General features: G+C 63.7%; 21 protein-coding genes. 9 read left to right on the forward strand and 12 right to left on the reverse strand.

The features are described 5' to 3' along the window. The first annotated feature begins 74 nt into the window (after positions 1 to 74). Entirely contained in the window at positions 75 to 1,133 is a 1,059-nt protein-coding gene (locus tag LB538_RS17740) for a dipeptidase (protein ID WP_224527202.1), read from the forward strand. Positions 1,134 to 1,140: 7 nt separating this feature from the next. On the opposite strand, the gene LB538_RS17745 is transcribed toward LB538_RS17740, so the two are convergent. The 4 genes from LB538_RS17745 to LB538_RS17760 all read right to left on the reverse strand — a co-directional run bounded on the left by LB538_RS17745 (position 1,141) and on the right by LB538_RS17760 (position 6,022). Next, a complete protein-coding gene (locus LB538_RS17745; protein WP_224527205.1) occupies positions 1,141 to 1,398 on the reverse strand; it encodes a hypothetical protein in 258 nt (85 codons plus the stop codon). Positions 1,399 to 1,400: 2 nt separating this feature from the next. Next, entirely contained in the window at positions 1,401 to 2,630 is a 1,230-nt protein-coding gene (locus LB538_RS17750) for an aminomethyltransferase family protein (RefSeq protein WP_224527208.1), read from the reverse strand. Between the two features lie 211 nt (positions 2,631 to 2,841). Beyond that, positions 2,842 to 4,416 (reverse strand): phytoene desaturase family protein, encoded by a 1,575-nt coding sequence (locus LB538_RS17755; RefSeq protein ID WP_224527210.1) that lies wholly within the window; start codon positions 4,414 to 4,416, stop codon positions 2,842 to 2,844. Continuing rightward, positions 4,403 to 6,022: a phytoene desaturase family protein gene (locus LB538_RS17760; protein WP_224527212.1), complete on the reverse strand. Its 1,620-nt coding sequence runs from the start codon at positions 6,020 to 6,022 to the stop codon at positions 4,403 to 4,405. The genes LB538_RS17755 and LB538_RS17760 overlap by 14 nt, the downstream gene beginning before the upstream one ends. Positions 6,023 to 6,277: 255 nt before the next feature. On the opposite strand from LB538_RS17760, the gene LB538_RS17765 reads away from it, so the two are divergent. From LB538_RS17765 to LB538_RS17780, 4 genes are all read left to right on the forward strand, one after another. After that, positions 6,278 to 7,072, forward strand: coding sequence for a methyltransferase domain-containing protein (locus tag LB538_RS17765; protein ID WP_224527213.1), 795 nt, complete (start codon positions 6,278 to 6,280; stop codon positions 7,070 to 7,072). Between the two features lie 6 nt (positions 7,073 to 7,078). After that, complete coding sequence (gene betI, locus LB538_RS17770; RefSeq protein WP_224527215.1) at positions 7,079 to 7,765, forward strand: transcriptional regulator BetI; 687 nt, start codon at positions 7,079 to 7,081, stop codon at positions 7,763 to 7,765. A gap of 73 nt (positions 7,766 to 7,838) precedes the next feature. Further along, a complete protein-coding gene (locus LB538_RS17775) occupies positions 7,839 to 8,921 on the forward strand; it encodes an ABC transporter substrate-binding protein (RefSeq protein WP_224527217.1) in 1,083 nt (360 codons plus the stop codon). Continuing rightward, on the forward strand, positions 8,918 to 10,216 hold the full coding sequence (locus tag LB538_RS17780; protein ID WP_224527220.1) for a flavin monoamine oxidase family protein: 1,299 nt from the start codon (positions 8,918 to 8,920) through the stop codon (positions 10,214 to 10,216). The genes LB538_RS17775 and LB538_RS17780 overlap by 4 nt, the downstream gene beginning before the upstream one ends. On the opposite strand, the gene LB538_RS17785 is transcribed toward LB538_RS17780, so the two are convergent. Genes LB538_RS17785 through LB538_RS17795 form a run of 3 tightly spaced genes read right to left on the reverse strand, consistent with a single transcriptional unit; the run spans position 10,180 to position 13,026 of the window. Continuing rightward, the gene (locus LB538_RS17785) at positions 10,180 to 11,253 is read right to left on the reverse strand and encodes an ABC transporter ATP-binding protein (RefSeq protein WP_224527511.1); all 1,074 of its coding nucleotides are present in this window, start codon (positions 11,251 to 11,253) and stop codon (positions 10,180 to 10,182) included. The two genes, LB538_RS17780 and LB538_RS17785, sit on opposite strands and share 37 nt — an antisense overlap. Positions 11,254 to 11,290: 37 nt before the next feature. After that, positions 11,291 to 12,112 (reverse strand): ABC transporter permease, encoded by an 822-nt coding sequence (locus LB538_RS17790; RefSeq protein WP_224527222.1) that lies wholly within the window; start codon positions 12,110 to 12,112, stop codon positions 11,291 to 11,293. After that, on the reverse strand, positions 12,109 to 13,026 hold the full coding sequence (locus tag LB538_RS17795; RefSeq protein ID WP_224527225.1) for an ABC transporter permease: 918 nt from the start codon (positions 13,024 to 13,026) through the stop codon (positions 12,109 to 12,111). Before LB538_RS17795 ends, LB538_RS17790 begins: the two co-directional genes overlap by 4 nt. 291 nt (positions 13,027 to 13,317) lie before the next feature. Here LB538_RS17795 and LB538_RS17800 point away from each other — a divergent pair, with 291 nt between their 5' ends. Continuing rightward, complete coding sequence (locus LB538_RS17800; RefSeq protein WP_224527228.1) at positions 13,318 to 14,736, forward strand: aminotransferase; 1,419 nt, start codon at positions 13,318 to 13,320, stop codon at positions 14,734 to 14,736. Positions 14,737 to 14,779: 43 nt separating this feature from the next. Here the strand turns inward: LB538_RS17800 and LB538_RS17805 are convergent, their stop codons facing one another. Continuing rightward, the gene (locus LB538_RS17805; RefSeq protein ID WP_224527231.1) at positions 14,780 to 15,982 is read right to left on the reverse strand and encodes an aromatic ring-hydroxylating oxygenase subunit alpha; all 1,203 of its coding nucleotides are present in this window, start codon (positions 15,980 to 15,982) and stop codon (positions 14,780 to 14,782) included. Positions 15,983 to 16,458: 476 nt separating this feature from the next. On the opposite strand from LB538_RS17805, the gene LB538_RS17810 reads away from it, so the two are divergent. Then, entirely contained in the window at positions 16,459 to 16,869 is a 411-nt protein-coding gene (locus tag LB538_RS17810) for a hypothetical protein (protein ID WP_224527233.1), read from the forward strand. Positions 16,870 to 17,128: 259 nt separating this feature from the next. On the opposite strand, the gene LB538_RS17815 is transcribed toward LB538_RS17810, so the two are convergent. Next, on the reverse strand, positions 17,129 to 19,231 hold the full coding sequence (locus tag LB538_RS17815; protein WP_224527236.1) for an ATP-binding protein: 2,103 nt from the start codon (positions 19,229 to 19,231) through the stop codon (positions 17,129 to 17,131). Between the two features lie 153 nt (positions 19,232 to 19,384). Beyond that, on the reverse strand, positions 19,385 to 20,113 hold the full coding sequence (locus LB538_RS17820) for a response regulator (protein WP_224527238.1): 729 nt from the start codon (positions 20,111 to 20,113) through the stop codon (positions 19,385 to 19,387). Positions 20,114 to 20,205: 92 nt separating this feature from the next. On the opposite strand from LB538_RS17820, the gene LB538_RS17825 reads away from it, so the two are divergent. Continuing rightward, positions 20,206 to 20,907, forward strand: coding sequence for a response regulator transcription factor (locus tag LB538_RS17825; RefSeq protein WP_140692892.1), 702 nt, complete (start codon positions 20,206 to 20,208; stop codon positions 20,905 to 20,907). Between the two features lie 74 nt (positions 20,908 to 20,981). Here the strand turns inward: LB538_RS17825 and LB538_RS17830 are convergent, their stop codons facing one another. Both LB538_RS17830 and LB538_RS17835 read right to left on the reverse strand, forming a co-directional pair. Then, positions 20,982 to 21,146, reverse strand: a complete 165-nt coding sequence (locus tag LB538_RS17830) for a hypothetical protein (protein ID WP_181174806.1) — start codon at positions 21,144 to 21,146, stop codon at positions 20,982 to 20,984. A gap of 31 nt (positions 21,147 to 21,177) precedes the next feature. Further along, a complete protein-coding gene (locus LB538_RS17835) occupies positions 21,178 to 21,510 on the reverse strand; it encodes a hypothetical protein (RefSeq protein WP_140842958.1) in 333 nt (110 codons plus the stop codon). Between the two features lie 348 nt (positions 21,511 to 21,858). Between LB538_RS17835 and LB538_RS17840 the strand changes: the two genes are divergently transcribed. Continuing rightward, on the forward strand, positions 21,859 to 22,314 hold the full coding sequence (locus tag LB538_RS17840; protein WP_224527241.1) for a L,D-transpeptidase: 456 nt from the start codon (positions 21,859 to 21,861) through the stop codon (positions 22,312 to 22,314). Positions 22,315 to 22,418 lie beyond the last annotated feature (104 nt).

The following is a 22,418-nucleotide window of genomic DNA, read 5'->3' on the forward strand; positions in this document are numbered from 1 at the left end:
ATCTTGCCTAAGTTGACGGTTCGCCCGGACGAAACCTGTCGTCCCGCCCATCTCCGATTTGAATGGCTTCCCTAATGACCGATACCGACCTGATCCCCGTTTTCGACGGACATAACGACACGCTGCTTCGGCTCTACCAGTCGAAGGAAGCCGACGTCGAAAAGCTGTTCATCGAGGGGACGCCGGGCGGGCATATCGACCTGCCGCGCGCCAGGAAGGGCGGCTTTGCCGGCGGCATGTTCGCGATATTTCCGCCGCCGGTCGAAAAGTCGAAACGCAGCGCCGTGCCGCCGGCACCGAGCGACAATGAACCGCTGCCGCCGGAACTGCCGCAGGCCGAGGCGATCACCTCGACCATCGGCATGGCTTCGATCTTGTTCAGGCTGGAGCGCGCCGGCGCTCTGACCGTCTGCCGCAGCGCCGGCGATGTGCGGGACGCGATGGCCAAGGGCTCGATCGCGGCGGTGTTCCACATCGAAGGCGTCGAGGCGATCGATCCCGGGCTTGCCATGCTCGATGTGCTGCACGCCGCAGGGCTGCGCTCGCTGGGCATCGTCTGGAGCCGCCCCAACGCCTTCGGCAACGGCGTGCCGTTCCGCTTTCCGTCCTCGCCCGACACCGGGCCTGGTCTCACCGATGCCGGCAAGGCGCTGGTCAAGGCGTGCAACCAGCTCAGGATCATGATCGACCTCTCGCATCTCAACGAGAAGGGTTTTCGCGACGTGGCCGAGCTTAGCGATGCGCCGCTGGTCGCGACCCATTCCAATGTGCATGCGATCTGCGGCCATTCGCGCAACTTGACCGACTGGCAGCTCGGCGCGATCCGCGAATCCGGCGGCATGGTGGGCCTGAACTTCGCCACCGGCTTCCTGCGCGAGGACGGCCGCATGAACGCCGACACCAGCATTGATATCATGGTGCGCCACATCGATTCGCTGTTGCAGGCGCTGGGTGAAGACGGCGTCGGACTGGGCTCGGATTTCGACGGCGCCATGATCCCGGCCCCCATCGGCGACGTCGCCGGTCTGCCGAAGCTCACCGATGCGCTGGCGGCACGTGGTTTCGGGCGCGCGCTGATCGAGAAGATCGCTTATCGGAACTGGTTGAACGTGCTGGAGCGCACCATAGGCTAAGGCAGGTCTATCCGTCGTAGCCGATACGCTTCAGCCATTCCTTGCCGACGCCACGGTCGCGGATGATCGCTAAGGGGTTTTCCGCGTCGAGCCGGGCGCAGATGCGGTAGACCTCCAGCGTCTCGGCGTTCATCTCGCCGCGCTTGAAGAAATACATCGCCGCCGCGTAGCGAGTGCGGCCGGACCACATCTCGCCGAGTGGCGTGTTGACCAGTTGCCACTGCTCGGCGGCTTCCGCTTCCAGGTCTTCCGCTTCGCTTGCCATAGTCAAAAGTCCGCGGGCGGGTTGGCGGTGCGGCGGTCGAGCCTGATGAAGGGCCTCGGCACCACCTTCGCCTTCTTCATCAGCTTCTGGTACTGCAACTCGCGCATGGCGTAAATCTCGACCCACAGGTCGTCGACGATCGTGTCGCCATAGGGCCGCTGCAGCGAGGCGAGCGCGATGTTGCGCTTGGCCATGGGCGACCACATCGCCGCGCTGACCAGCCCAACCTCCTGGCTTTTCTTGTAGTAGACGATCGCATGCTCGGCCGGGATGTTGCCTTCGATCTCCAGGCCGACCAGCACATGGCGCAGCTTCTTCTTCGTCCGGGCTTCGAGGATGGCGCGGCGGCCGTTGAAATGGCCTTTGTCCGGATCGATCATGAAGCCGAGGCCGATCTCGTCCGGCATGCGAAGGCGGTCGGCGCGGATGGCGTGCTCGGCAGCCGTGAAATCGGCATTGGCGACGATCAGTCCCGCCTCCAGCCGAGCGCGGTTCAGCGCCGTATAGCCGATGGCGCGGATGCCGCGCAGCTCGCCCGCCGTCATCACCCGGTCCCACAGGCTCAGCGCCTTGTCGGCCGGCACGAACAATTCGTAGCCGAGATCGCCGGTGAAGCCGGTGCGCGAGATGGTCACGGCAGCGCCGTCATGCGCGAACTCGGCGAGGTCGAAGATTTTCAACCGCTCGACGCCGGCAAAGCCCGCCTCGCGCAGGATGGCGAAGGAGGTCGGGCCCTGCAGCGCAAGTCCGGCGACCGCTTCGGTCTCTTCCTCGACACTGATCTCATAGCCGATCGCACTGTCGAGCAGCCAGGGCAGATGGCGCTCTTGCGAGCAGAGACGGAAGCGTGTCGGCGAGAGCCGGAACAAAGTGCCATCATCAAGGACAAAGCCATCGTCGTCGCACCAGGCGGTGTAGTGGACGCGGTCGGGTTTCAGTTTGGTCACGTCTCGCAGCGTGACGCGGTCGAGATAGGCTTCGGCGTCCGGGCCCTCGATGCGGTACTTGGTCATCGGCGAGATGTCGAAGAGCGCCGCCTGGCTGCGGATGGCGAAATATTCGAGCTCCTCGTCCCACAGCGAATGCGGCGCGCGGTAGCCGGCCCAGTTGTACCAGTCGTTCGTCAGCGCCAGCGCGTCGATGCGCGGCTGGAAGGGGGTGCCGAGCCGCAGCGTGCGGAAGTGGGATTGGGCGAGGGTGCGGGCGGCGTCGGTTTTCACATGACGATTCATGACGGCGTTCCTTCGCGCCCCCCTCTGTCCTGCCGGACATCTCCCCCACAAGGGGGGAGATTGGACGTCACGCTGACTTTCGCCAATCTCCAACGTCGCAAGAAAAGCGCCGACAGATCGAGCTGCTGATCTCCCCCCTCGTGGGGGAGATGGCCGGCAGGCCAGAGGGGGGCGCCATGGAGCGCGACTTCAGCGATTTGCAAAAACATATTCACCCCTTCATCGCGATGATGCGGCGCGCGGCGTTGAGGCCGGGCGCGCCGGAGATGCCGCCGCCCGGATGCGAGCCGGCGCCGGCGAGGAACAGGCCTTCGAGCGGCGTGTCGTAGCCCGACCAGCCGGAGACCGGCCGCGACATCAGCATCTGGTCGGCCTGCAACTCGCCATGGTGCCAGTGGCCGCCAGGCATGCGGTAGCGCGCCTCGATGTCGGCGGGCGTCAAAAGCTCGGCGTGGCTGACCGTTGCGCCGATGCCGGGCGCATAGGTCTCGAGCTGCGCCATGATCGCCTTGAGGAAGCGCGGCTTGCCGGCGCCCCAGCCCTCTCTCAACGCATAAGGCGCGTACTGCACCACAGCCGAAAGCACGCAGGCGCCGAATGGGGCGAGCGATAGGTCGGCCAGGCTGGGCAGCGTGATTTCCATCACCGGCTCAGGCGAGAACTCACCATATTTCGACGGATTGAAGGCGCGCTCAACATGGTCGGGCGAAGGCGCGACGACGAGGCGACCTTTGTGGCCGGCGGCGTCGACGCCCGAAAATTGCGGCGGCCGATCCAGCGCCAGATGCAGCTTGGCCGCATCGCCCTTCATGCGGATGTTCTTCACCTTGCGCACGAAGCCGGTATCGACGTCGCGCGGGCCGACAAGATCGAGGATCGTCGTCGCCGGGTTGATCGCGGAGACGACGATGTTGGCCTGCAGCGTTTCGCCGCCCTGCGTGACGACGCCGACGGCGCGGCCCTTTTCGACGATCACCTTGGCGACCGGCGAAGCCGGGCGGATCGAAACGCCCGCCTTTTCCGCCGCCGTGCGGATGACGGCGACGACGGCGCCCATGCCGCCTTTCGGCTGGACCTGCGCGCCGGCAAGGCCGCCAATTTCGCCGGCCAGCCTGTAGTAGAGGCCGAGCAGCGAAGTCGGCGAGCGCGGCCCAAGATGCGAGCCGAGCGTCGCGTCGAAAGCAAGCAGGCCCTTCAGCCGGTCGTCCGAGAGCTGCTCGTCGAGCAGGTCGTAGACATTCATCAAAAGCACGCGCAGGAAGTCGCGCATGTCTTCCCTGCCAAGCCGCTTCAGCGCCAGCGCGGTCTGGCCGAGCCCGGTCACATCGGCGAGTGACATGCCGCCAAGATCAGGCGGTCGGCGCGACAGGAAAGGCTTCAGCACGCCGGCATAGCGCAGCAGTTGCGCGCGCAAATCTTTCCAGGCGGACTGTTCCGAAGGGCTGGCGCCCGTCAGCACCTCGCCATAGGCGCCGTGGAGCACCAGCGGGCCGTCCTTCGACAGCGCAACCGACGGCACGAAGTCGCCGCGCTCTACCGTCAGCCCGTGGCGTTCCAGCTCCAGCGTCTTCACGACATCGGGATGCAGGCGATTGAGCAGATGCGCGACCGTGGAGACGCGAAAGCCCGGCGCGAATTCCTCGGTGCGCGCGGCGCCGCCGACCTCGTTGCCGGCCTCGAGCAGCAGCACCTTGCGGCCCGACTTGGCCAGCGTGGCGGCGGCGACGAGGCCATTGTGACCGCCGCCGATGACGATGGCGTCCCAGTTCAAATCAGATGACGTCATGGGCCGGGCTCATATGCAGGGTTGGCTTGGCAAGATCGCGCAGGATCTCGGCGGCGGCATTGCGCCCGGGCGCGCCCATAACGCCGCCGCCCGGATGGGTGGAGGAGCCGCACATATAGAGCCCACTGAGCGGCGAGCGGTATTGCGCGTAGCCGGGCACCGGGCGGTTAAAGAGCAGCTGGTCGAAGGTGAGCTCGCCCTGAAAAATGTTGCCTTCGGTGAGGCCGACCTCGGCCTGGATTTCGCGCGGCGTGCGCACTTCCATATGGACGATGCGGTCGCGGAAGCCGGGCGAATATTGCGCGATCTGCGCAATCACGCTTTCGGCGAAGCCGTCGCGGTCGGCATCGGTCCAGTCCGCCCCTCTTATCTTCGGCGGCGCGTATTGCACGAAGCAGCTCATGAAATGCTTGCCCGGCGGCGCCATGGTCGGATCGAGCGTGGTCGGGATCATCATGTCGAGGAAGGGATCGGCCGACCAGCGTCCGGCCTTCCAGTCGTCATAGGCGCGCTCCATGCGCTCGATGGAATCGGTGAAATGCATGTCGGCGCGGTAGACCGGCGAATCCTTCGGCAAAGCCGGGAACTTGGGCAGGGAATCGAGCGCGATGTTGACCTTGCCGGACGAACCGCGGATCTTGAAGTTCCTGACGCGGCGCAGGAAGATGTCGGGCAGCTCCTTCTCCTCGACCAGCTTCAGGAAGGTGCGCTTGACGTCGGCATTGGAGATGACGAGCTTGCCGTAAATCTCCTCGCCGCCGGCAAGCACCACGCCCTTGGCCTTGCCGTTCCTGATCAGCACGTGATCAACTTCGGCGCCGGTGCGGATGGTGCCGCCACTGGCCTTGAAGGAAGCGGCCAGCGCCTTGGTGACGGCGCCCATGCCGCCGCGCGCGTAGCCCCAGGCGCCGACCGAGCCGTCGACCTCGCCCATATAATGATGAAGCAGCACATAAGCCGTGCCGGGCGACATCGGGCCCAGCGCCGTGCCGATGATGCCGGACAGCGCGAAGTTCGCCTTGATGACGTCGGTCTCGAAATACTCGTCGAGGAAGTCCGAGATCGACATCGTCCAGAAGCGCAAGGTCAGCGCCATCTCCTCGGCCGAGATGCCGGCGAATTTCTTGCCGAGATAAAGCAACTCGCCCAGGTCGCGCGGCCTGAAGCTCGTCGGGTCGGGCGCAGTGCGCATCAGGAGCGGCTGGATGAAGCGGCACTGCCTCGTGACGTCGCGCGAATAGCGGTCATAGGCCTCGGCGTCGCGCTTCGAAAAGCGGGCGAACTCACGGCGATGGGCGTCATGATCGCGGTAGTTGGCGAGGTAGTCGCCGTCGCGCGTGAACACCGCGCCGCCTTCATAGGAGATCACCTGCAGGCCGAAGCGCGGCAGCTCCAGGTCGCGCATGATCTCGGGCCGAAACAGCGAGCAGACATAGGAACAGTTGGAATAGAGGAAGCCCGGCGTCAGCTCGCGGCTGGTGGCCGCGCCGCCGACCCAATCGTTCTTCTCAACCACCAGCACGTCCAGCCCGGCGCGCTGCAGATAGCAGGCGGTGACCAGCCCGTTATGGCCGCCGCCGATGACGATCGCGTCCCATGCCTTCATGCGCGCCGAACCTCCCGCCGGTTGCCCTATCTGCTTGTTTCTCCGCAATTCCGGTCGGAGAACCGCATCACGCTTTCCTGGAATTGCTCCGTGCGTCTTGTCCCCGATTGCCCCGAATTTGGCACGGATCACAGTTTTTTGTCCAGCAATATTGAATGAATGTTCAACAAATGGTGTTGCGTTTTCCTGTTGATGCGCTAGGCTTTGCCTTGATTTCTGGATTGATCCGCATCGCCATTTGAGGTTGAGGATCGGATGATCGAGACGGCCGACGCCGAGCCGGAATATGACGAAACCGCCATCCGCTTCCTCGAAGCGCTGTGGGGCGAGGGTTACTTGTCGCCGGGCGGTCCGGACGAGGTCGACCGCGTGGTCGAAGGCCTCTCCCTCAAGGGCAAAACGATCCTCGATATCGGTTGCGGCGCCGGCGGCATCACGCTGCATCTGGCGGCAACGCACGGCGCGGCTCGAGCCACCGGCTTCGACGTCGAAAGGCCGGTGATCGAGACGGCGAGGCGAGGGGCGATCATGCAGGGCCTCGAGGATCGTGTCAGCTTTGTCCAGGCGCCGCGGGGACCGCTTCCTTTCACGAACGCTTCCTTCGACGTCGTCTTCTCCAAGGACGCGCTGCTGCATGTGCCGGACAAGGACGCGCTGTTCGCCGAGATCTTTCGCGTGCTGAAGCCCGGCGGGGTGTTTGCGGCGTCGAACTGGATGATTTCGCATGATGGCGAGCCGTCGCCTCAGATGAAGGCCTATGTCGCTGCCGAAGGGCTCTCCTTCGCCATGGCCTCGCCGGCGCGCTATGCCGAGGCGATGCGGCGCGCCGGCTTTACCGACATCACCATACGCGACCGCAATCCATGGTACCGCGAGGTCGCGCGCGAAGAGCTTTCGCGGCTCAAGGGACCGCTCTACGCGCGGGCCGCGGCAGCGGTCGGCGCGGCCTATGTCGACAAGAACATCAAGACCTGGGAGGCGATGCAGAAGGTGCTTGACAGTGGCGAGCACCGCCCCACTCATCTGCGCGGTTGGAAGCCGGTCGGATAGCCGGCAATGCTGGAGACCGTCACACCCATGAAGACTGCAGAGGCGAGCGATGCTCTCCCCGAAACGGCGCGGAAAGGCGATGCCGAAAAGCGTGGCCGCAAGGCCTCGAAAGAGGTTCGGCGGCTGCAGCTGATCGAGGCGACGATCGATTCCCTGGCCAAGCGCGGCTATGCCGAAACGACGATGGCGGACGTGGCCGACGGCGCGGGCCTGTCGCGCGGCATCGTCAACTTCCATTTCGAGAGCAAGGAAAAGCTGCTGATCGCCACGCTGCAGCACATGTATGACGAATATTCGGCGCATTGGCGCACTTCCCTGCAAAAGGCGGGCGACGATCCGGCGCGGCAGCTGCAGCATCTGGTATGGGCCGATTTCGACCGTTCGATCTGCAACAAGCGCAAGCTTGCCGCATGGCTCGCCTTCTGGGGCGAAGCCAAGTCGCGGCCGACCTACCAGGCGCTGAGCAGTTCGCGCGACGCCTATTACCAGCAGGTCTTCATCGATCTCTGCACGACGCTCAAAGTGAGCGGCAACTACACCTATGACCCGCAGGTCATAGCGCTGGCGCTCAGCGCCATGCTCGAGGGCTTGTGGCTGCGGCTGATGATGGGGACTGAGGACACCACGCGAGAGACCGCATTGCAGGCGGCGAATGCGTTTTTGGCCGCCGCCTTCCCGAAACACTTTGGCTAGCGAGAACTGGAGCTAGCGAAAGCCGGGTTAGCAACAGCCGGCCAACAAGACCGGCAAAAGAGGATGGAACATCATGAAGAAACTCAGCCGACGCCTGACATTGACCCTGGCGCTTGGGAGCGTGCTCGCCGCTTCGGCGGCGGCGTTCGCGGTCGCCGCCGACAAGGATCTGATCGTCTTCGACTGGTCAGGCTATGAGGATCCGAGCTTCCACGGCAAGTATGTCGAGAAGAACGGCGATTCGCCGACCTTCGCCTTCTTCGGCGACGAGGACGAGGCCTTCGAAAAAATCCGCTCCGGCTTCAAGTCCGATCTCGGCCATCCCTGCTCGCAGAGCGTGGTGAAATGGCGCGAGGCGGGGCTGCTGCAGCCGCTCGACACGTCCAAGATCGCAGGCTGGAAGGATCTCAACCCCGGCATCATGGCGATGAAGGACCTTGCCACGACGTCCGACGGCAAGGCCTGGTTCATGCCGTGGGACTGGGGCAATACCCAGCTCACCTACAATTCCGACAAGATCGCCGAAAAGGACGTGCAGTCGCTGAAGGCGTTCGCCGATCCGAAATACAAGGGCAGGGTTTCGATCGGCGACAATGTCGACGACGCCTACGCGTTGGCCAGCCTCGCCATCGGGCTCAAGGACTGGACCAAGATGACGGACGACCAGTTCAAGCAGGCATCCGATTTCCTGCGCCAGGTGCACAAGAATGTGCGCTCCTACTGGACCGACACCACCGACATCGTGCAGCTGCTTTCCGGCGGCGAGGTCGACCTCGCCTGGGCCTGGAACGATGCGACCGTGCAGTCGGTCAAGGCCGGCGTGCCGATCAAATCCAAGAAGGACACCGACGAAGGCATCTCGACCTGGGTCTGCGGCTACGTGCTGTTCAAGGACGCGCCCGGCAACGTCGACAAAGCCTATGACTACCTCAACGCCGTCAACGATCCGGAAGTCGCCAAGGTGCTGGTGAAGGATTGGGGCTACGGCCAGGCCAATGCCAAGGGCATGGCCGGCGTCGATCCGGCGGTCCTGAAGGAAAAGGGCTACGACAACGTGGAAAAATGGGTCGACAAGACGCTGTTCCAGCAGCCGCTGCCCTCGGAGCTCAAGCTCAAGATGATCGCCGAATTCGAGAAGATCAAGGCCGGCTATTGAAGAGCATCATCGAAAGGACCGACGTCGTCATCGTCGGCGCCGGCTTCACCGGTCTGTCCGCCGCACTCGAATTGAAGCGCGCCGGTATCGATTTCCTTGTGCTCGAGGCGCGCGACCGCGTCGGCGGCAGGGTAGAGGCTGTGCGCAATGGGCTCGGCGAATTGATCGACAGCGGCGGCCAGTTCTTGTGCGTGGACATGCCCGAAGTGATGGCGCTGGCGAGGGCCTACGGCAAGAGCTTCGTCGAGACCTATGTCGAGGGCGAATTCATCACCTATCCGTCGATGACGCCAGCGCGGGCGGAGCGGACCTATCATGTCGCGATGGCAATCCGCGAGCGCATGAACGGGATCGAGCCGGACGATCCGTCGATCGCCGGGTTGACCGTGGCGACATGGCTCGAGCGCCAGGCGGACGCGGCCGACGCCAAGGCAGCCTTCCGTTCGATGATCGAGGGCCTGTGGTGCCTGCCGCTGGACAAGGTGCCGTTGTGGTACCTGATCGACAATGATCGCCGCATCACCAACGAAGTCTTCGAGCTGCAGTATTTTCTGCGCGAGACGATGCAGTCGCTGGCCGATGATCTGGCAGCAGATCTCGGCAACCGCCTGCGGCTGGGAGAAGCCGCAACGCGGATCGAGCGCGGGCGGCAAGGCATTCGCGTCGTCTCGACCGGCGGCGTTGTCGAAGCGGGCGCAGCGCTGGTCGCCTTGCCGCCGGCGACGGCCGCGAAGCTCGACTTCGCGCCGCCTTTGCCGACTGAACTGGCGAGTGCGCTCGGCGTCTGGGAAAGCGGCGCGGTGATCAAGATCCTGGTGCGTTACGCAAAGCCTTTTTGGCGCGAGCGCGACCTGTGCGGCATGGTCATGTGGCGCGACCAGCCGGGGCTGTTTGCCTGCGACGCCAGCACGGATGCCGACCATGCCGCGCTTGTCGTCTTCGTTGGCGGGCCGCTGGCGCTGCGCTGGCACCCGCTCGGCGAGGCGGCCTTGCGTGCGGAAATCATCGCGAGGCTTGTCCAGGCGCTCGGCCTGCGGGCCGCCGACATCATCGATTTCAGCTCGCGCGACTGGACGCATGACCGCTGGAGCGGCGGCGCCTATAGCGATCTCATCACCGATGTGACGGCGCGGAATGCCGAGCACGTGATCCTTGCCGGCGCGCCGCCGGTTTATTTTGCCGCTTCGGAAGTCTCGCCGTCTTTCCCGGGCTATGTCGAAGGCGCGATCGTGGCGGGGCGCGTCGCTGCTGCAAAGATTCAGTCCGCCATCGCCACCAGCGCCTCGGGGTCGTAGGCGAGACGGATTGGCGCGCCGACCGGAATGTCGTCGGCGCCGAAATCGTTGGTCTCGGTCACCGAAAGCGGCTTTTCCAGTCCGGGGATCTCGACGATCAGATGCGTGATCTCACCGAAATAGTGGCGCTCGACGACCTTGCCGGCGACCTCGAATTTTGCTGACGCGTTGTCCCACAAAACACGCAGGCGTTCGGGCCGGATGCCAAGCGTCGCCGCGCCGCCATTGCGCACGAAAGCCCTTGGCTTGTCTGTCCTGACGCGGCCGAAGCCCAGCGTGTCGAGCACCAGCGAAGCGCCGTTTTCCTCGACGATCTCGGCTTTTACGAAATTCATGCCGCCGAGGAAGTCGGCGACCTGGCGATTGACCGGGCGCTGGTAGATTTCCTTCGGCGAAGCGACCTGCGCGATCTTGCCGCCGAACATCACCGCGATGCGGTCCGACATCGCCAGGGCCTCGTACTGATCGTGCGTGACCAGCACGAAGGTGATGCCGACCGCCTGCTGCAAGCGGCGCAGTTCGACCTGCATCTGCTCGCGCAGCTTCTTGTCCAACGCCGAGAGCGGCTCATCGAGCAGCAGCACCTTGGGCCGCATGACCAGCGCGCGGGCCAAAGCGACGCGCTGGCGCTGGCCGCCGGAAAGCTCGGTGGCGCGGCGCTTGCCGAGACCGGTAAGCGAGACCTGCGCCAGCGCTTCCTCGACGCGGCGCTTCTCCTCGCCGGCGTCGAGCTTCAGCCGCCTCAGGCCGTAGGCGACATTCTGCTCGACATTGAGATGCGGGAAGATCGCATAGCTCTGGAAGACCATATTGGTCGGCCGGCGGTTGGCGGGAATGCCGTCCATCGGCTGGCCGTCGACGGCGATGGAGCCGCTGGTCGGCGTGTCGAAACCGGCGATCATGCGCAAAAGCGTGGTCTTGCCGCAGCCGGAAGGCCCGAGCAGCGAGAAGAACTCGCCCTCCCTGATCACCAGCGAGGCATTGTCCAGCGCCTTGAAGGAGCCGTAGCTGCGGGTAACGTCGCGGATCTCGATCATGGTGCGATCGGTTTGCGTGCGCTCGGAGTGGATCCGCTCAAGCATAGAGGCCTCCCTCGTTCTGGGTGCGTCTCGCCGCACGGCGGCGCAGGATTTCGGCAATCGTCATCAGCAGGAATGACGCAAAGAGCAGCAAGGTGCCGAGCGCCAGCACGCCGGGAAGTTTGGCCGCAAACCGCAGCTGGCCCCAAATGTAGATCGGCAGCGTCGCCTCGGTGCCGGTGAGGAAGAAGGCGATGATGAATTCGTCGAGCGAGATGGTGAAGCAGACGAGCAGGCTGGAGATGATCGCCGGCGCGACCATCGGCAGCGTCACGCGCCGGAAGGTGCCGAACGCGCTCTCGCCTAGATCGGCGGAAGCTTCTTCCAGGCTGCGATCGAAACCCTCGAAACCGGAGGTCAGCACGGTCATCGAATAAGGAATGCAGACCAGCACATGGCCAAGCACCACGGTGAACAGCGACAGGCTCAGGCCGAGCTGCAGCATGACCAGCAGCATCGAGATAGCGACGATCACTTCGGGAAGCACCAGCGGCGCCATGATCAGTCCGTTGATGGCGCGGCGGCCGGGATAGCGGTAACGGGTGATCGAGCGGGCGGCGAGGATGCCCAGCACCGTCGACAGGATCGAGGCGGAAACGCCGACGATGAGGCTGTTCCAGGTGGCGTCGATCAGCGCCGGCGTGCGCTGCAGGTCCTCGTACCAGCGCAGCGTGACGCCCGAGAGCGGGAATTTCGGCGTCGCCGCCGTGTTGATCGAGAAGATCGGCAAGAAGATCACCGGCAGGTAAAGGAACAGCAGATAGAGGACGGCATAGCTCGACAGCCAGCCGGGCAGGTAACGTCTGATCGCCGTCATCGTGCCAGCCTCTGCAGGGCGCGGAAGACCAGCACAGTGGCGCCGGCCATCAGCGAGACGATGATCATCGTGGTTACGGAAAGTGCTGCACCCAGCGGCCAGTTCGACGCCTTGCCGAATTGCGCCTGGATTGCGTTGGCGATCATCACGCCGTCCTTGCCGCCGACGAGCTTCGGCGTGACGTAGTCGCCGACTGTCGGGATCATGACGATCAGCGCCGCCGAGATGACGCCGGGCGCCGACAGCGGCAGGGTGACGCGCAGGAAGGAGCGCAGCGGCCCGTCGCCGAGGTCGGTCGCCGCCTCGACCAGGGTCCGGTCGACCTTCTCCAGCGAAACGAAGATCGGCAGGATCGCGAAGGTCGCCCAGGCATGGGTCAGCGTGATGATGACGGCGGTGGAATTATAGAGCAGCGCCGTCGACGGCTCGTCGATGATGCCGAGGCCCATCAGGCCGGAGTTGAGCACGCCGTTATAGCCGAGGATCACCTTCCACGACATCACGCGCAGCAGGTAGCTGGTCCAGAACGGGATGGTGATGAGGAACAGCCACAGGCTCTTGTGGCGGCCGCCATGGAAGGAAATGAAATAGGCGATCGGATAGGCCAGAGCCACGGTCAACAGGCTGACGGTCAGCGAGATGTAGAGCGAGCGCCAGAGCAGGTCGCGGTAGATCGGCTCGGTCAGCGCGATCCGGTAATTCTCCAGCGTGAACGTGTGGTCGATGGTGAGATAGTTCTGCGTCCAGAAGGAATGGGCGATGACGACCAGGATCGGCAGGACGAGGAGAATGAGAGCGTAGACGAAGGTGGGACTGATCAGGGCAAAGCCCTGGAGGGCTTCCGATTGCAGAAAGGGACTTCGTCTCGATCCCGCCATGCGCAACGGGGGCGACCCTTCCGCGGCAACCGTCATTGCAGCGCTCCGGGCGTGATTTCGGTAGCTGGCTCGGGCTGTCCCGCCATGCGCCTTCCCATTCGTGGCGCCGGCTGCCTGTTCCCGAATTATGCTTGGAGCGCGATCGCTCCCTGGCTTGCCGGCTTTCTTTCATCATGAGCGCATCCGCCGATTGAAATCAAGCGCTATTTCTGCGATATTGATTGAACGGATATTCAAAATTAAGTGATGAAAAGCTGAGTTTCCATGGTTTTCCGCGCAATTTGATATCCGGTGGAAATTCAAAAACCTGGCAGATGCGAGGCGAAAATGGCGGCTCAAAGCAAGATCAAGGCAAGCGAACTCATCGATGCCGGCGATGACGACGCGGTCGAGCTCGCCAAGCGCCATCTCTTGCAGCCCTGGCCCTATGCCGGCTCGGTCGGCAACGAGGCGCGCGCGCTGATCGGCGAGGGCCACGGCATCTACATCACCGACGCTTCCGGCAAGCGCCTCATCGACGGCCCGGCCGGCATGTGGTGCATCAATGTCGGCCATCGCCGCGAAGAGCTGGCCAAGGTCATGTACGACCAGGCGATGGCGCTCTCCTACAACACGCCTTGGTATACGATGAATGCGCCCTCGGCCGAGCTTGCCCGGCGCATCGCCGATGCGGCACCTGGCGATCTCAGCCACACCTTCTTCACCACCGGCGGCTCTTCGGCGGTGGAGACGGCGCTGCGCTTCATGCAGTTCTACAACAATGTGCGCGGACGACCGGAGAAGAAGCTGATCCTCAGCCGTGGCGGCGCCTATCACGGCTCGACCTATCTGTCGGCCTCGCTCAACGGCCGGCCGCGTGACCGCGACTGGATGGACGGCGCCGACGATCTGGTGGTCAAATTGTCCTCGCCCGACCCGTTCCGGCGGCCGAAGGAGATGAGCATCGCCGCCTTCACCGATTTCCTGGTCGACCAGTTCCGCGACACCGTCGCGCGCGTCGGCGCAGAGCGCATCGGCGCTTTTGTCGGCGAACCGGTGCAGGCTTCCGGAGGCGTCATCGTGCCGCCGGACGGATATCTCAAGCGCATCCGCGAGATCTGCCGCGAGAACGACATCCTCTATGTCTCGGACGAAGTGGTGACCGGCTTCGGACGGCTCGGCCATGTCTTTGCCTCAGGCGACGTGTTCGGCATCGACCCGGACATGATCACCTTCGCCAAGGGCGTCACATCGGGCTATTTCCCGCTCGGCGGCGTCATCATCTCGGAGCGCCTGCTCGAAGAGCTGCGCCGCTCCAACCATCCCGATGCGCTGTTCGGCCATGGGCTCACCTACACCAGCCATCCGATCGGCTGCGCCGTCGCGCTGAAGAATCTCGATCTGCTGGAAGAGGGCGTGCTCGCCCACACGCGCGAGATCGCGCCCTATTTCCAGGCGCGACTGAAGACGCTGGAAGAGCTGCCGCTGGTCGGCGAGGTGCGTGGCGTCGGGCTGATGGCTTGCGTCGAATGCGTCGCTGACCGCGACAGCAAGGATCCGCTGCAGCTCGACAAGAATGTGGGCAAACGCATCGACGCGCATTGCCACGAGCTCGGGCTTCTGGTGCGGCCGCTGATCAACATGTGCGTGATGTCGCCGCCGCTGATCATCAGCCGCGAGCAGGTCGACGACATGGTGGCGATCCTGCGCGAAGGCATTTCACGCACAATGGATGATTTAAGGAAGGAAGGGATCTGGCGGGGGTGATTGGCTCTTCCTTCTCCCCGTTTTACGGGGAGAAGGTGAGAGCTCATCCCCTCGACCGCAGCGCGTCGTTCAATCCCCACATGTCCTTTTCCTCGGGTGCCGTCTCCAGGTTCAGAACCGGGATCTGCCTGCGCAGGTGGTCGTGGTGGGTGCGCACGCCGTATTCAAGGTCGGAGAGGTAAAAGCCCTCGAAGGCTTCCGACAGCATGGATTCGTTCGACCACACCGAGAGCTGGACGTCTTCGTTCATGGTGTCGCGGTCGATGCGATAGGCGAGGTAGCGTGCCGCCGCCTGTTCGCGCGTCTCGTCCTTGTAGCGGTAGATGGCGCCGCGCAGCAGCGTCTCGCCGGTCGATAGCGGGAACTCCTGATAGAACTGGACGGATTCCGGCATGATCGACAGCGCGTTGTTGGGGAAGATGCCGTAATAGATCCAGGCCTTGCGCAGATGTTCGGGCAGATGTGTAGCCTCGGGCCCGAGCTTGATGTACTCGCGAACGCTCCAGCGCCGCCCGGCATGCGGGTTGTAGGTGGCGAAGGACCGCGAGACGCCGTTGATGAAGGGCTCGTCGAAATAGGTCGCGCCATAGAGGTCCTGCAGCGCCGGATGGGCCATGGCGACGTGGTAGCCTTCATTGTCGACGTCGCGCACCGACTTCCAGTTGACCGGCGATTTCTGGGTCCAGATGCCCCAGGAAGGGACCATGTCGGCGACATTGTAATGCGCCATCTCGGCCTCGATCGGCTTCAGCAGCTCGGCCACCGAAGGCTGCGGGCCACCCTTGCGGAAGCGGATGAAAATAAAGCCCATCCAGATTTCGAGGTCGAGCGGCATCAGGCCGAACTCGGTCTTGTCGAGCTCGGGGAACGAGCCCGGACGGGCAGCGCCGCGCAGTGTGCCATCGAGATTGTAGACCCAGCCATGGAACGGGCACACCAGCGCGTTCTTGCAGGTGCCCTGGCTGTCGGCGACGACGCGGCTGCCGCGGTGGCGGCACATGTTGTTGAAGGCGCGCACTACGCCGTCCTTGCCGCGCACGATCAGCGCGCGCTCGCCGACGACATCCATGGTCAGATAGTCGCCCGGATTCGGCACGTCGGAGACGTGGCCGGCGATCTGCCAGTGGTTGCGGAAGACGTACTCCTTCTCAAGCTCGAGAAGGGCGTTGGAATGGTAGCTCCACCCCGGCAAACCCCGCCGGTCCCAATCGTTGGGGATCGCCACGTCACGAAGGTGCGGGTTCATGGATATATTTTGCTTTTTGTTGAATACTCATTCAATATAAGCATATTTTGCATTGAAATGCAATGGCTTGCGTAAATATGAAAATTCCCTGGCGGCAAATCCGGCCCCGCCCGGGCTGGAAAAATCCCGGAAAATCCGGGTCTTAATTGAGGAAGCGGGACGGCAATTCAGAAGGCGGATGCCCGTCTCGGAGAAGGCCTGTTTTGACGGTCACGGGCGTGCGTAGACAGCGGCGGAGCGCTCGATTCAGGCGTTGCTGTGTGAGGCTGTTTACAGTCGGGCCGGCACGGCAGGCGCATATCTGCGCCGACCATTTCGATGGCCGCTCGAATGGTTGCCTCGGATTGGGAAGGCTGGCGCGTCCGGCATCTGTTTCAATCCTGTTACACAGGCAATCATCGCCGACCATCCGGCAGTTACCTGGTGCGATTATGTTCGTTTTATAACCAAAAAGAAAGATAACGAAGGGAACAACCATGTTTGCGAAAGTTCGTACCGCTGACAATGATCGCCGCCTGCATGGCCCGGAGCGCAATGACCGCCGGCCGAAGCTGGCGTTGCGCCAGCGCGCCAGCGATCATCCGATGGCGATGTTCATGGCGATCGGCGCTTGCGCCTTCGTCGGCATGCTGGCGGCACCCGCCTCGGGCCCGGCTTTCGCCTCGATCAATCCGCCGGCCAATGTCGTCGAGGGCGCGCAGACCACGCTCAAGACCGCCCGCCTGCCGGAATCCACGATCGACTTTGCCTGCAAGGGTCAGAACTGGGGCGCCGAGAGCCTTGAGTGCCTGCGCGCCATCGCCGAGCAATCCGGCCAGCACAGGGAGCGCGCGGTGCGCATGATCGCCAACGCCGCGCCGCTCACCAACACGCCGAACGTTTTTTAAGACCTCCCCTGAGCGCGCCCTCCTGCGCTCCAGTCAGGCTCCCGCCGTGGAAATCGGTCGGGAGCCTCTTTTTTCGGCTCCGTCGATATTCAGGTGAGGCCGACCTGCGAAGGGCAGCTTCCTGCGCTTCCGGTGCTCACGTACTGAAGTACGCTCCGCTCCGGTTCTCGGAATCCACCCTTCTCGGCTCGGCCTGACCTGAATCTCAACAGACCCCGCGGCGGCGTTTATGAGAGCTCGGCCGCGTAGTCGGCCCGCTTTAGATGTGGGCGCCGTTGTCGGCGGCGGCTTCGTCGGCAATGGTCGAGAGGATGCCGCGGACGTCGAGCGTCGAGAATGGCTTTTCCAGGATGTGCGGGCGCTGCTGCGGCGGCAGCGCTTCGATTTCCGCCTTGGCACCGATCAGATCGCCGGTGACCAGCACGAAGCGCTGCGCCAGCGCGGCCCGCTGAGCAAGCAGTTCGCGGTAGATCGCAATGCCGCTAATGCCCGGCATGCGCAGATCGGAAAAAACGATGTCCGGCGGCATGTAGCCATTCAACACGTCCGCCGCCGATGTCCAGCTTGCCACGACGCGCGACTTCACGCCCATCAGTTCGAGTATGTCGGACAACGAGCCGGCGACGTCCGGCTCGTCGTCGATCACCAGTGCGTGGCGCAGCCCGCTTGAACGCGCCGGACCTTCGCCGGGCGCGGCGCTGCCGCCCGCGATCGCCGGCAACTGCACGACGAAGCGCGCACCTTGCGGCTCGACCTCCTCGAACCAGATGTTGCCTTTGTGGCGCTCGACGATCGATTTCGAGATCGACAGGCCGATGCCGGTGCCGACGCCGACCGGCTTGGTGGTGAAATAGGATTCGAAGATGCGCGAGCGGATCGCCGCGGGAATCCCCGGGCCGTTGTCCTCGACCGAGAAGCCCGGATTGCCGTGCTCGTTGCGGAACGTCCGCACCTTGATGCGCCGTTCGCCGGCGATGCCGGCAAGCGCATGCTGGCTGTTGATGAGGAAGTTTGCCGCGACCTGCGTGACGTGGTCGGCGTCGGCCATGGCAAGCAGCGGCCCGACGGTGAAATCGGTGTCGATGATGATGCCGCTGGAGCGCGCGCCATAGGCGGTGACTTCGAGCGCCGAGCGCACCACCTGGTTGAGATCGGTCTCGGCCTGCTCGGTCGGGTGTAGGCGCACCATCGACAGGAAGCTCTTGACGATGCGGCCGCAACGCTCGGCGGCGGCGCGCACTTTCTCGGCGCGGACCTTGGTCTGCGGATCGCCGGCGAATTCGTGCAGCAGCGTCGACTGCGCCACAACCACCGCAAGCGGGTTGTTGAGCTCATGCGAGACGCCGGCAAGCAGCGAGCCCATCGCCGCCATCTTTTCGTTCTGGTGCAGCTTCTCGCGCTGACGATTGATCTCTTCCTCGGCCTGCAGCTTTTCGCGCAAGTCGCGGATCGAGCCGAAGATCAGGCGGCGGTCGGCAACCCGCATCTCGGTCGCCGTCAGCTCGATCGGGAAAATCTCGCCGGCAGCGTTCTGCGTGACGGTCTCCAGCCGCTGGCCGACCATCGGCGCACCGCGGCCAGCCATGTATTCGGCGCCAGAGGCATAGCCTTTGCGGTAGTATAGCGGAACGATGGTATCGAGCAGGTCCTTGCCGAGGATTGCGCTGCGCTGGAAGCCGAACATCTTCTCGGCGGCCGGATTGAATTCGATGATCGAACCCGTCTCGTCGATGACGATGATGGCGTCCAGTGAGGCCTGCAGCATGGTGCGGCGGATCACTTCACTGGCATGCGCTTCCGATGGCGAGCGCTCGATGGCGTCGCCGATCGCCAAGGCGATGATGTGCAGCGTCGCTTCTTCCTCATCCGTCCATTCGCGCTCAGCGATGCAGTCATTGATGGCCAGCGTGCCCCAAAGGTGGCCATGCGCGAACACGGAGACGGACAGGAACGACTTGATGTTCTGCTTCTCGAAATCGGCCCGCAGGAAACCCTCGAGGTCGCGCGTGTGGCCGGAGAAAATCTTGCCTTGCCGCTCGTCCTCCTGCAACTGCTCCAGCAGCGAGTCCGAGTTGATGATCGACTGCATGATCACCGTGGGCGAGGCCAGCTCGCCGCCGAAGTCAGGGTCGATCCAATAAGCGGCGACGGACTGGGCGAAGCCTTCGCCCGGCAATTCACGCAGGCGGAAAAGGATGCCGCGCTGGCAATCCATCTTGCGGCACATCGTCGCCAATATGTCGTCCATCTCGCGCTGCCAGTCGCCTGCCTCGCGCAGGCGGCGCACGACATGGACAGCCGCCATGGCGGCGCCGCCCGGACGCGAGCCATTCGTATCGGTGCGTGCTGCATCAGCAGTCATGGTCATCCAAGGCCCGGACGTCGGTCGTTCAGAGCGTTCCCTCCGTTCCACGGAAACGGCGACCCACTCTACCGCTTTGTTTTGACGCAATTCCGGACGGAAGGCTACGGCCAAGGCGCCGAGCCTAGCCGTTTCATGCATTCCCGGAATGCTCTAGTTGGCGTCGCCGCTCGGCAGCGAGAAGATATAGCCTTCGCCGCGCACCGTGCGCAGGAATTTCGGATTGGCGGGGTCGGCCTCGATCTTCTTTCGCAACCGCATGATGCGGATGTCGACCGCGCGCGAGGATTCCGGATCCTCGACGAAGCCGATCGCTTCCGAAATCGCCGCTCGCGTCAGAAGCCGGTTGGCGCGGGTGAGAAAAACCTCGAGCACGTCGAACTCGCTTTTGGCCATCTCGATCACCGCGCCATTGGCGCCGATGACCAGACGGCCGTCGAAATCGGCCTGGAAGCCGCCGAAATTCACGAAACGGCGATTTGCGGTTTCGGCCTTCGCCGCCTGCGGCTCGGCTGGCTGCGGCACGCGGCGCAGCACGCTGCGCACCCGCGCCAGCACCTCGCGCAATTCGTACGGCTTGACGATATAATCGTCGGCGCCGAGCTCCAGTCCGACGATGCGGTCGAGCGCGGTGCCGGCGGCCGTGGCGTAGATGACGCCGATCTGCGTTTTCGAGCGCAGCCAGCGGCCGAGCGACAGCCCGTCCTCGCCGGGCATGGCGATGTCGAGGATGGCGAGGTGGAAGGACTGCGCCTCAAACAGCGCGCGCGCGGCGGCCGCATTCTCGGCCGTGACGACGTCATAGCCGCTGGCGCCGAGATATTCGGCCACAGCCTCCCTCAGATCCGGTTCGTCCTCGACGACGATGATACGTGCCTTCACGACGCGCTCGCTCCCGCTTTCAGCAGAAAGTAGATTGGGTATAAACATGATGTCCAGACTCATCTCGAGTTGTCTGTGGCGGGGTGAAGAAAATGGCCGCACGATCCGTCATTGCGCTTGTGTCCGTCGCCGAGGTGGTGGCCAAAAATCTCGCGGACCATCTCGAACGGCGCGGGCACGATGTGCGCCAGGCGCGCCAGCCCTGGGAGGCGGAGACGCTGCTTTCGGCCGGCGGCATCGATGTCGTGGTCGTCGGCGACGACGTCACCCAGGCCGAGGGCCGCGAACTGCTCAGGCGTTACAGCAGCCAGGGCGGGGGTGGCGAGGGCGGTCCCGACTTCATCCTGATCTGCCGGCCGCGCGACCTCGTCGACAAGGTGCTGGCGCTCGAGCTGGGTGCCGCCGACGTCATCGAAAGCCCGCTCAACGTGCGCGAGCTTGCCGCGCGCATCGGCGGCCTGCTGATGAGACGCGGCAGGGCCGGCGGCGAGCTGATCGTGCTGGAAAACGCCACCGTCGACCTGCGGTCGGCCATGGTGATGCATCGCTCGGGCGCGGAGGAGCAGCTTTCCCCGGGCCAGGTGGCGCTGCTCAAGCTGTTCCTGGCCAGCCCGCGCAAGGTGCTGACGCGCGACGATATCATTGCCGCGGCGCCGGCGGAGAATGCCGACGCTTTCGACCGATCGATCGATTCGCGCATCGTGCGGCTGCGCCGCAAGCTCGACACCGAGACTATCACCACCATCAGGGGCGCCGGCTATCGTTTCGATCCGCCGGTTCCACGCAACGAGTAAGCTTTGATCAGTGAGGCTTTTGAGCATCGGCTTCCCCAAAGCGGTGATCATTTGGGTCCGACAACGCCTGGCGTTCAGCGCACGACGATGACCGAGGGTCCAGTTGGAACGTTCGCGCTGACGGTTATCCCGGCCTGGGCGCGATCCTTTAGCAATACCGTCGCAAGAGCGGCAAATCCCAGCAAACCCTGCGCGTAAAGCAGCGCGGAAAGCACCGAGGCGGCAAGTTTCGTCTTCATCTCTTCAAATCCTCGATCTCGAAATCGGGCTTCAGGAAACTCCCGAAGCGCCCGCGCCGCTGACGGAGCCCCCCGCTGCGGCGCGGGCCTTCGGTCCTCTCGGCAGCAAGTAGCCGGAGGGGCCGCGCGTCCTCATCAACCGGAGGCCGACCCGCCAGAAGGCCTTCAGCCGGTGGACGCGCAGGCTGGACAAAATCCAGACCGTGGCGATGAACAGAGCCATGTGCAGCGTCGAAACCTCGCCGGAAGTCATCGCCGCCAGCGTCGTCGCCGGCTTGCCGGCTACCGAGCCGGCGCCGCCGAGCACGATCGCCGCGACGCTGATCCTGAGAAACCAGGAGCGGAGTTTCGATTTCCTGCCCATTTTCGTTTGTGGATGTCTGTTCCCGTTGCGTCAAATTTGATGCCGGCCTGTATCCAAATCATGCCGCCGCAGATGCATTTTGTTGCAGATCGGTTTCGAAAGTGGGTCCTAGTCTTTCATATACATATCAAATGAACTTTCGTTTCTGGCCGAAGCCGATTGTGCGACGCCTGACCGCCACCTCTCGCAAAGGTCCGCGGTACTGCTCAACCGGCCTCGCTGTTAATTTGCAGAAACGAATTCGAAACAGAAACGAGTATTAAGCGAAATAGGTCTGAAACGGACGAGCACGATAAGGCCCCATCGAAATTGAAGCCGGACACAACGGCAAAAAACAGAGGGATCGTCATGCACACCGCCATTTCGGCCAAGCTTATCCATATCACCGCCGCCGCGCTCACCGGCGCGGCGCTTCTGTTCGGCGCCGGCAATGCCGCCCACGCCAACCAGCTCGTCGCCAAGGTTTCGCTGTCGCAGCAGATCATGGAAGTCACCGTCGATGGCCGCCCGACCTACATCTGGAAGGTCTCGACCGGCAGCAGAGGGCACATCACGCCGACTGGCTCGTTCAAGCCGACCCGCTTGCACGAGATGTGGTATTCGAAAAAATACGACAACGCGCCGATGCCGCATTCGGTGTTTTTCAGCGGCGGCTACGCCGTCCACGCCACCTATGCCGTCAGCCGTCTCGGCCGCCCCGCTTCGCATGGCTGCGTGCGGCTGCATCCCGATGCTGCGGCCGATTTCTATCAGTTGGTCGAGGCCTTCGGCCCCGGCAACACCAGCATCGTCATTGTCAAGTAAGACTTGGCCAAGTAACCGACTAGGTAAGAGTAGCAGGCTGGTTGCCGCCTTCCACCGATCGCGAAGCTGTGAGGCAGCCGCCAAAAAAAGAGGCCGGAATTTTC

It is taken from the genome of Mesorhizobium sp. Ca11, from assembly GCF_020165275.1.
Lineage (GTDB): Bacteria > Pseudomonadota > Alphaproteobacteria > Rhizobiales > Rhizobiaceae > Mesorhizobium.

What these genes read in the sequence shown, in the direction of transcription:
- LB538_RS17740 (WP_224527202.1), top strand. Translation starts at nt 75, where the DNA reads ATGACCGATACCGACCTGATCCCCGTTTTCGACGGACATAACGACACG.
- LB538_RS17745 (WP_224527205.1), bottom strand. Translation starts at nt 1,398, where the DNA reads ATGGCAAGCGAAGCGGAAGACCTGGAAGCGGAAGCCGCCGAGCAGTGG.
- LB538_RS17750 (WP_224527208.1), bottom strand. Translation starts at nt 2,630, where the DNA reads ATGAATCGTCATGTGAAAACCGACGCCGCCCGCACCCTCGCCCAATCC.
- LB538_RS17755 (WP_224527210.1), bottom strand. Translation starts at nt 4,416, where the DNA reads ATGACGTCATCTGATTTGAACTGGGACGCCATCGTCATCGGCGGCGGT.
- LB538_RS17760 (WP_224527212.1), bottom strand. Translation starts at nt 6,022, where the DNA reads ATGAAGGCATGGGACGCGATCGTCATCGGCGGCGGCCATAACGGGCTG.
- LB538_RS17765 (WP_224527213.1), top strand. Translation starts at nt 6,278, where the DNA reads ATGATCGAGACGGCCGACGCCGAGCCGGAATATGACGAAACCGCCATC.
- betI (WP_224527215.1), top strand. Translation starts at nt 7,079, where the DNA reads ATGCTGGAGACCGTCACACCCATGAAGACTGCAGAGGCGAGCGATGCT.
- LB538_RS17775 (WP_224527217.1), top strand. Translation starts at nt 7,839, where the DNA reads ATGAAGAAACTCAGCCGACGCCTGACATTGACCCTGGCGCTTGGGAGC.
- LB538_RS17785 (WP_224527511.1), bottom strand. Translation starts at nt 11,253, where the DNA reads ATGATCGAGATCCGCGACGTTACCCGCAGCTACGGCTCCTTCAAGGCG.
- LB538_RS17790 (WP_224527222.1), bottom strand. Translation starts at nt 12,112, where the DNA reads ATGACGGCGATCAGACGTTACCTGCCCGGCTGGCTGTCGAGCTATGCC.
- LB538_RS17795 (WP_224527225.1), bottom strand. Translation starts at nt 13,026, where the DNA reads ATGACGGTTGCCGCGGAAGGGTCGCCCCCGTTGCGCATGGCGGGATCG.
- LB538_RS17800 (WP_224527228.1), top strand. Translation starts at nt 13,318, where the DNA reads ATGGCGGCTCAAAGCAAGATCAAGGCAAGCGAACTCATCGATGCCGGC.
- LB538_RS17805 (WP_224527231.1), bottom strand. Translation starts at nt 15,982, where the DNA reads ATGAACCCGCACCTTCGTGACGTGGCGATCCCCAACGATTGGGACCGG.
- LB538_RS17810 (WP_224527233.1), top strand. Translation starts at nt 16,459, where the DNA reads ATGTTTGCGAAAGTTCGTACCGCTGACAATGATCGCCGCCTGCATGGC.
- LB538_RS17815 (WP_224527236.1), bottom strand. Translation starts at nt 19,231, where the DNA reads ATGACTGCTGATGCAGCACGCACCGATACGAATGGCTCGCGTCCGGGC.
- LB538_RS17825 (WP_140692892.1), top strand. Translation starts at nt 20,206, where the DNA reads ATGGCCGCACGATCCGTCATTGCGCTTGTGTCCGTCGCCGAGGTGGTG.
- LB538_RS17830 (WP_181174806.1), bottom strand. Translation starts at nt 21,146, where the DNA reads ATGAAGACGAAACTTGCCGCCTCGGTGCTTTCCGCGCTGCTTTACGCG.
- LB538_RS17835 (WP_140842958.1), bottom strand. Translation starts at nt 21,510, where the DNA reads ATGGGCAGGAAATCGAAACTCCGCTCCTGGTTTCTCAGGATCAGCGTC.
- LB538_RS17840 (WP_224527241.1), top strand. Translation starts at nt 21,859, where the DNA reads ATGCACACCGCCATTTCGGCCAAGCTTATCCATATCACCGCCGCCGCG.